This is a genomic window from Shewanella nanhaiensis, from assembly GCF_019457885.1.
GTDB classification, from domain to species: Bacteria; Pseudomonadota; Gammaproteobacteria; order Enterobacterales; family Shewanellaceae; genus Shewanella; species Shewanella nanhaiensis.
In genome coordinates, this window is record NZ_JAHZST010000018.1 from 67,902 (window position 1) to 74,952 (window position 7,051).

At 44.0% G+C, this 7,051-nt stretch carries 7 protein-coding genes and 9 tRNA genes; all 16 read left to right on the forward strand.

Going from position 1 to position 7,051, the window contains the following annotated elements; all coding sequences use genetic code 11:
- Nucleotides 1–159 precede the first annotated feature (159 nt).
- The 16 genes from ybgC to K0625_RS20050 all read left to right on the forward strand — a co-directional run bounded on the left by ybgC (nt 160) and on the right by K0625_RS20050 (nt 7,003).
- The gene (gene ybgC / locus K0625_RS19975; protein WP_012325348.1) at nt 160–558 is read left to right on the forward strand and encodes a tol-pal system-associated acyl-CoA thioesterase; all 399 of its coding nucleotides are present in this window, start codon (nt 160–162) and stop codon (nt 556–558) included.
- A complete protein-coding gene (gene tolQ, locus K0625_RS19980) occupies nt 548–1,237 on the forward strand; it encodes a protein TolQ (protein ID WP_220111279.1) in 690 nt (229 codons plus the stop codon). Before ybgC ends, tolQ begins: the two co-directional genes overlap by 11 nt.
- Before the next feature lie 2 nt (nt 1,238–1,239).
- Nucleotides 1,240–1,674 carry a protein TolR gene (gene tolR, locus K0625_RS19985; protein ID WP_041418172.1) on the forward strand — a complete coding sequence of 145 codons (435 nt, stop codon included), beginning with the start codon at nt 1,240–1,242 and terminating at the stop codon, nt 1,672–1,674.
- Between the two features lie 3 nt (nt 1,675–1,677).
- Nucleotides 1,678–2,613 carry a cell envelope integrity protein TolA gene (gene tolA / locus K0625_RS19990; RefSeq protein ID WP_220111280.1) on the forward strand — a complete coding sequence of 312 codons (936 nt, stop codon included), beginning with the start codon at nt 1,678–1,680 and terminating at the stop codon, nt 2,611–2,613.
- A 10-nt stretch (nt 2,614–2,623) separates the two neighbouring features.
- Nucleotides 2,624–3,952 carry a Tol-Pal system beta propeller repeat protein TolB gene (gene tolB, locus K0625_RS19995; RefSeq protein ID WP_220111281.1) on the forward strand — a complete coding sequence of 443 codons (1,329 nt, stop codon included), beginning with the start codon at nt 2,624–2,626 and terminating at the stop codon, nt 3,950–3,952.
- A gap of 35 nt (nt 3,953–3,987) precedes the next feature.
- The gene (pal, locus tag K0625_RS20000; RefSeq protein ID WP_012325343.1) at nt 3,988–4,524 is read left to right on the forward strand and encodes a peptidoglycan-associated lipoprotein Pal; all 537 of its coding nucleotides are present in this window, start codon (nt 3,988–3,990) and stop codon (nt 4,522–4,524) included.
- Between the two features lie 35 nt (nt 4,525–4,559).
- Nucleotides 4,560–5,288 (forward strand): tol-pal system protein YbgF, encoded by a 729-nt coding sequence (gene ybgF / locus K0625_RS20005; protein WP_220111313.1) that lies wholly within the window; start codon nt 4,560–4,562, stop codon nt 5,286–5,288.
- 186 nt (nt 5,289–5,474) lie between these two features.
- Nucleotides 5,475–5,550: transfer RNA gene (locus K0625_RS20010), tRNA-Lys, on the forward strand.
- A 171-nt stretch (nt 5,551–5,721) separates the two neighbouring features.
- Nucleotides 5,722–5,797 (forward strand) — tRNA-Lys (locus tag K0625_RS20015).
- 42 nt (nt 5,798–5,839) lie between these two features.
- Nucleotides 5,840–5,915 (forward strand) — tRNA-Lys (locus K0625_RS20020).
- 170 nt (nt 5,916–6,085) lie between these two features.
- Nucleotides 6,086–6,161, forward strand: a tRNA-Lys gene (locus K0625_RS20025).
- 170 nt (nt 6,162–6,331) lie between these two features.
- Nucleotides 6,332–6,407: transfer RNA gene (locus tag K0625_RS20030), tRNA-Lys, on the forward strand.
- A gap of 170 nt (nt 6,408–6,577) precedes the next feature.
- Nucleotides 6,578–6,653: transfer RNA gene (locus K0625_RS20035), tRNA-Lys, on the forward strand.
- Nucleotides 6,654–6,695: 42 nt separating this feature from the next.
- Nucleotides 6,696–6,771, forward strand: a tRNA-Lys gene (locus K0625_RS20040).
- 38 nt (nt 6,772–6,809) lie between these two features.
- A tRNA-Lys gene (locus tag K0625_RS20045) sits at nt 6,810–6,885 on the forward strand.
- Between the two features lie 42 nt (nt 6,886–6,927).
- Nucleotides 6,928–7,003, forward strand: a tRNA-Lys gene (locus K0625_RS20050).
- Nucleotides 7,004–7,051 lie beyond the last annotated feature (48 nt).

The window sequence follows — 7,051 nt, forward strand, 5'->3', positions numbered from 1 at the left end:
AAAAGTTTAATTGATTATAGAGAGGCGCATTAGCGCCTCTTTTTTATGAACAAATATTTATGTTTAATAGTGTCCCCATGATGCTGAGAAGCATTCACAATTGCACTCTCTCTAGGTATAGTAGGCCTCTTTTATCTCAATGATTGGCACCTGAATTCTATGTTTCGTTGGCCCATTTCTGTCTATTACGAAGATACCGATGCTGGTGGCGTCGTTTATCATTCAAATTATCTTAATTTTTTTGAACGTGCCCGCACTGAGTGGTTAAAGGCGATTGGTGTTAAGCAGACTGTGTTATTGGCAGAAGATATTGCATTTGTTGTCAAACGGGCTGAGCTCGACTTTTGCCGTGCTGCTCGTTTTGAACAGGACCTTTTTGTAGAAACGCTTGTCATAGAGATGAAGAGGGCGTCGCTAACATTCCAGCAACGCTTAGTTGATCAACAAGGTGTCGTGTATTGTGAAGGCAAGATTAACGTGGCTTGCATTACCTTATCGCGTATGAAACCAAGAGCTATTCCCCAAAATATTGTTCAGGAGTTAAAAAGTGGAAGCTGATATTTCATTTATTGGATTATTTTTACAGGCCAGTTTATTAGTTAAGTTTGTCATGCTGACGTTGTTGGCTCTCTCTGTGGTTTCATGGGCTGTGATAATTCAGCGTCGCCGGTTATTGACCACCGCGAGACAGAGCTCGCTTAAATTCGAAGATAAGTTTTGGTCAGGTGTGGATCTGAATAAACTTTATAAAGAGCTATCGGCAAGACAAGATAGTAACGCGGGATTAGAAGCACTATTTCACTCAGGCTTTAAAGAGTATGCCAGACTCAGTAAGTTAAATAACAAGGTGCCTGAGGCCGTTATGGATGGCAGTTACCGAGCGATGCGCGTTTCACTCTCTAGGGAAATGGAAAAATTAGAAACCCATCTACCTCTGTTGGCCACAATCGGCTCAACAAGCCCCTATATTGGCCTGTTTGGGACGGTATGGGGGATCATGAACTCATTTATCGCTTTAGGTGCTGTAGAAAATGCAACGTTAGCTATGGTTGCCCCCGGTATTGCTGAGGCACTAATTGCGACTGCAATGGGTCTATTTGCCGCTATTCCTGCGGTTATCGCCTATAACCGCTTTTCGACGCAAGTGGATAAGATTGAGATGTCATATGCGAACTTTATGGAGGAGTTCTCAAGTATTTTACACCGCCAAGCCTACAGCGAAAAGGATGAAGCATAATGATGCAACAGGGTTATCAGCGTAAACGCCGGCGTCCGGTTGCTGAGATCAATGTTGTACCCTATATCGACGTTATGTTGGTACTGCTTATTATCTTTATGGTAACGGCACCCATTGTAACGCAAGGGGTCAAGGTTGATCTTCCACAAGCTTCATCAGAAGCATTAGCCGCAGACAGTAAACCACCAGTGGTGGCGTCTATTGATGCAGATGGTGATTACTTTCTTGATGTGGGCAGTTCAAGTTCACGTGAAACATTAGATCTTGAAGAGATCGCGATACGAGTTGGGGCCATTGTTCAGTTAGAACCTGAACGTCCTGTGGTTGTAAAAGCTGACAGAAGTATCGCCTATGAGAAAGTTATCCAGCTGATGGTGACATTGCAAGGCGCGGGTGTTCCTTCTGTTGGTTTGATGACTGATTCACCTGAGGAGTAATTGGTGGCGATGAGATCGGATATTACAATTCCTTTAATTATTTCAGCTGGCATTCATATTGGCGTGATAGTTATTGTCGCCATGGGTGCCGACTTTTCAGAAAAACCTAAGCCTCAGGTTCAAGCCAGTGCACCCGCTGTTCAGGCCGTTGTTGTCGATCAAAGCAAGGTTGCGCAACATGTTGAGCGTTTAAAAGCTGAAAAAAGAGAAGCTGAGCGTAAAGAGAAAGCCAGGCAAGATGAGGCAAATAGACAAGTACGTGAAGCACGAAAAGAGCGTGAGCGCGAACAAGCTCGAATTAAGCAACTTGAGCAAGAGCGTAAACAGAAAGAGATTGAAACTAAAAATGCCGCTGACGCTGCGAAGGCTGCACAGTTAAAGCAGAAGCAAGAGAAAGAGAAAGCGGCAAAAGCGGAAGCTGATCGCAAGCAGAAAGAGAAGGAGCGTAAAGCCTCTGAAGAAGCTGCAAGAAAAGCAGCAGAAAAACGCAAAGCTGAAGAAGCAGCAGCTAAAAAGGCTGAGGAGGAGCGTAAGCGCAAAGCAGAAGCTGAGCGTAAACGTAAGGCCGAAGAGGAGGCTCGCAGGCAGCAAGAGCAGATGATGCAAGATGCGTTGGCAGCTGAGCAAGCGTCACTCTCACAGACCCGAAATAAGCAAGTTATTTCGGAGGTGAGTCGCTATACCAGTATGATCCGCGCGACAATCCAACGTAACTTGGTTGTTGATGAGTCTATGCGCGGGAAGAGTTGTCGTATCTTTATACGATTAGCGAATGATGGTTTTGTGACGGCAAGCAAAATATTATCAGGTGATCCTGTGGTGTGTCGCGCGACAAAGACTGCTATTAATAAGGCTGGGCGTCTGCCAGTGTCAAATGAACCTGATGTTTACAATAAATTAAAAGAGATCAACTTAACCGTTCAACCGGAATTTAATTAAAAGGAGTCCTATGAAGACTTTGGGGAAATGGCTCTTGCTAGGGCTGGTTGTAATGAGTATGCCAGCTAGAGCTGCATTAGATATTGTGATCACTGAAGGGGTCGATGCTGCGCGTCCTATCGCTGTTATCCCTTTTGTTTGGCAGGGACAAGGACCTGCACCGCAGCAGATCTCCGATGTTGTTATGTCTGACTTGGCACGCAGTGGTACATTTAACCCGTTAGATGAGCTTGGTTTACCCCAGCGAAATATCGCTAAGGTGTCACAGTTTGTGGCTAAAGAGTGGTCCAATGTTGCAGCTGAGGCTGTGGTCATGGGTTCAGTTAAACCTATGGGACCGGATCAATTTTTAGTTAATTTTGAACTGGTGGATTTAGTTAAAGCTCAAATGCAATCGGGTAATGGCCCACAATCAAGCAGTGAATACCTTATTGATAGCAGTGAAGTGGTTATCAGCGCTGAACAGTTTCGTCAATATGGTCATAGGATCAGTGATATTGTTTATGAGAAGCTGACCGGTATTCGTGGTGCTTTCTTAACTCGTATTGCCTATGTCGTGGTTAAACATGGTGAGAAATCGCCTTATCATCTGATGATCTCTGATTATGATGGCCACAATGAAAAGATGTTGCTCCGCTCTCCTGAGCCATTAATGTCGCCCTCATGGTCTCCAGATGGAAGTAAATTGGCTTATGTCAGTTTTGAGAACAAAAAAGCGGAAGTTTTTGTGCAGAATATTTATACACAAGCTCGCGCTAAAATCACCAGCTATGATGGCATTAATGGGGCGCCTGTTTTTTCTCCGGATGGGAAAAAGTTGGCTCTGACTCTATCAAGAGACGGTCAGCCTGAGATCTATGTTGTCGATATTGATACCAAAGCATTGAAGCGTGTCACTAACCATTATGCTATTGATACTGAAGCGTCATGGTTTCCAGATGGCAAGTCGCTTATCTTTACCTCTGAGCGCGGGGGACGCCCACAAATTTATAAGGTGACATTAGCATCAGGAAAAGTTCAGAGAATGACATTTGAAGGGGAGTGGAACTTAGGTGGTTCAATTTCACCCGATGGCCGCAGTATGATATTTGTTAATCGTACTAATGGTAAGTTTAATATTGCCCGTATGGATCTCGAAACACGTTTTATGCAGGTATTAACATCTACCCGTCTCGATGAGTCGCCAAGTGTCGCGCCAAATGGCACTATGGTTATCTACGGGACGACTTATCAAGGAAAGCAGGTTTTAGCAGCAGTTTCAACGGATGGACGTTTTAAGGCCAGACTGCCAGCAGGTCAGGGGGAAGTTAAGTCTCCCTCTTGGTCACCATTTCTATAACTATTTTAACGATAAAGAAAATTAAGGACTTAATAATGGATCTCAATAAGCTGTTTAAAGCAATGTTGGTTGCAATTCCGATGATGGCCATCAGTGCTTGTAGCTCGACTTCTGACTCAGAAACTGATGCGACTAGCTCAAACTCAAGCTCTGGAAGCGAACTGACTACTGGCGGTGTAGAGACTGGTGGAGTTGCACCAGTGCTAACGCCTCAAGAACAGCAACGTTTAAAATACCAGGAGTTAAGAAAAGAGCATATTATCTATTTTGATTTTGACCGTAGCTCTGTATCAGCACAGTTTGCTGAAGTCTTACAAGCACATGGCGAGTACCTTATTGAACACCCAAATGTTCGAGTGATGATTGAAGGTCATGCCGATGAGCGTGGAACACCTGAGTATAACATCGCTCTTGGTGAGAGACGTGCCAAGGCTGTGGCTAAGTACCTACAGGGGATGGGCGTACTGCCTAGCCAGATGAGTATCGTGAGTTATGGTGAAGAGAAGCCATTGGATATGTCACGTACTGATGATGGTTTTGCAGTTAACCGTAGAGCCGTACTGGTTTACTAATCATTTTAAGTTAAGAGTGTAGGTAAAGATTGATGATGAAAAATGCCGTATTGAGTGCGGCAATTCTTCTCAGTATCGGTGCAGCAACTGCTGCACCTGCCCCGGTTGCAGATATTAGTGGTGGTTCAACCGATGAGAGAGTTGCACGTTTAGAAAGGATATTAAAAGCCAAGCAGCAATCTGAATTTCAGACGCAGCAACGCCTTGACACTTTACAACAAGAAGTTTTGGATCTTAGAGGTTTAACTGAGCAGCAAAACTATCAGATAGAGCAGATGTTGCAACGCCAACGTCAGCTTTATGATGATATTGCGAATTTGTCGACAAAGTCGGTGCAAACTCCGGCAGCATCCTCTACATCAGTTTCGAGTTCAGGCTCTTCATCGACCCTGAGTGAAACTGCAAGCTATGAGCAAGCACTTAATCTCGTTCTTAAACAAAAAAGATATGATGAGGCGATCCCTGCTTTTAGTGCATTTACTAAAAATTATCCAAATTCAACTTATTCGGCTAATGCAAACTATTGGTTAGGCCAGCTTTTATATAATAAAGGTGAGTTTACATCAGCTAAAGAAGCATTCAGCACAGTAGTGGATCGCTTCAAAGAGTCTAATAAGCGTGGAGACAGTTTAGTTAAATTAGGAATGATCGCTGAGAAGACTGGAGTTCCATCATCTGCGAAATCATATTATCAAAGAGTGCTAAAAGAGTACGCTAATAGTGCTGCTGCAAGGATTGCTCAGCAGCAGTTGAATGCTCTTTAATCTGATTTGAAACGAAAAACATACTCCTAGTCTGTTTTTCATTCAAACAGCAAGAAATAGATAAAATGCACTTGCATGAGAAGATGAAAAAGGTATTATAGGCGCCCTCAGAGCGGCACAGTCGCTTGAGGCGCTAGCTAAGCTTCTTAGGAAGCATGCTAGAGCATTGCTTTTAGAAGCAAAGATGGGTCGTTAGCTCAGTCGGTAGAGCAGTTGGCTTTTAACCAATTGGTCGAAGGTTCGAATCCTTCACGACCCACCACTTCCTTTAAGTGGTAAAAGATAAAGGAGGTAGTAATGAGCTCAGTCGATGCTTTTATTGTAAGAGTGCAGTTGGCTTAACTCTTAACTACCACATAGGTCAAAGGTTCGAATCCTTCACGACCCACCACTTTTCTGCCAGTGGTTAATCAAGTAGAAGGTAATACCAGATGGGTCGTTAGCTCAGTCGGTAGAGCAGTTGGCTTTTAACCAATTGGTCGAAGGTTCGAATCCTTCACGACCCACCACTTTTCTGCCAGTGGTTAAACAAGTAGAAAGCAATACTAGATGGGTCGTTAGCTCAGTCGGTAGAGCAGTTGGCTTTTAACCAATTGGTCGAAGGTTCGAATCCTTCACGACCCACCACTTCCTTTAAGTGGTAAAAGATAAAGGAGGTAATAATGAGCTCAGTCGATGCTTTATTGTAAGAGCGCAGTTGGCTTGACTCTTAACTACCACATTGGTCGAAGGTTCGAATCCTTCACGACCCACCACTTTTCTATCAGTGGTTAAATAAGTAGAAAGCAAAACCAGATGGGTCGTTAGCTCAGTCGGTAGAGCAGTTGGCTTTTAACCAATTGGTCGAAGGTTCGAATCCTTCACGACCCACCACTTCCTTTAAGTGGTGAAAGATAAAGGAGGTAGTAATAGCTCAGTCGATGCTTTTATTGTAAGAGCGCAGTTGGCTTGACTCTTAACTACCACATTGGTCGAAGGTTCGAATCCTTCACTACCCACCACTTTTCTGCCAGTGGCTAAACAAGTTGAAAGTAATACCAGATGGGTCGTTAGCTCAGTCGGTAGAGCAGTTGGCTTTTAACCAATTGGTCGAAGGTTCGAATCCTTCACGACCCACCACTTCCTTTAAGTGGTAAAAGATAAAGGAGGTAATAATGAGCTCAGTCGATGCTTTATTGTAAGAGCGCAGTTGGCTTGACTCTTAACTACCACATTGGTCGAAGGTTCGGATCCTTCACGACCCACCACTTTTCTGCCAGTGGTTAAACAAGTAGAAAGTAATACCAGATGGGTCGTTAGCTCAGTCGGTAGAGCAGTTGGCTTTTAACCAATTGGTCGAAGGTTCGAATCCTTCACGACCCACCACTTTTCAATCAGTGGCTAAACAAGTAGAAAGCAAAACCAGATGGGTCGTTAGCTCAGTCGGTAGAGCAGTTGGCTTTTAACCAATTGGTCGAAGGTTCGAATCCTTCACGACCCACCACTTTTCTATCAGTGGCTAAACAAGTAGAAAGCAAAGATGGGTCGTTAGCTCAGTCGGTAGAGCAGTTGGCTTTTAACCAATTGGTCGAAGGTTCGAATCCTTCACGACCCACCACTTTTCTATCAGTGGTTAAACAAGTAGAAAGCAAAACCAGATGGGTCGTTAGCTCAGTCGGTAGAGCAGTTGGCTTTTAACCAATTGGTCGAAGGTTCGAATCCTTCACGACCCACCACTTTTCTATCAGTGGTTAAACAAGTAGAAAGCAAAACCAGATGGGTCG

Coding starts and splice junctions, on each gene's coding strand:
- ybgC (WP_012325348.1), top strand. CDS start 160: ATGTTTCGTTGGCCCATTTCTGTCTATTACGAAGATACCGATGCTGGT.
- tolB (WP_220111281.1), top strand. CDS start 2,624: ATGAAGACTTTGGGGAAATGGCTCTTGCTAGGGCTGGTTGTAATGAGT.
- pal (WP_012325343.1), top strand. CDS start 3,988: ATGGATCTCAATAAGCTGTTTAAAGCAATGTTGGTTGCAATTCCGATG.
- ybgF (WP_220111313.1), top strand. CDS start 4,560: ATGAAAAATGCCGTATTGAGTGCGGCAATTCTTCTCAGTATCGGTGCA.
- tolR (WP_041418172.1), top strand. CDS start 1,240: ATGCAACAGGGTTATCAGCGTAAACGCCGGCGTCCGGTTGCTGAGATC.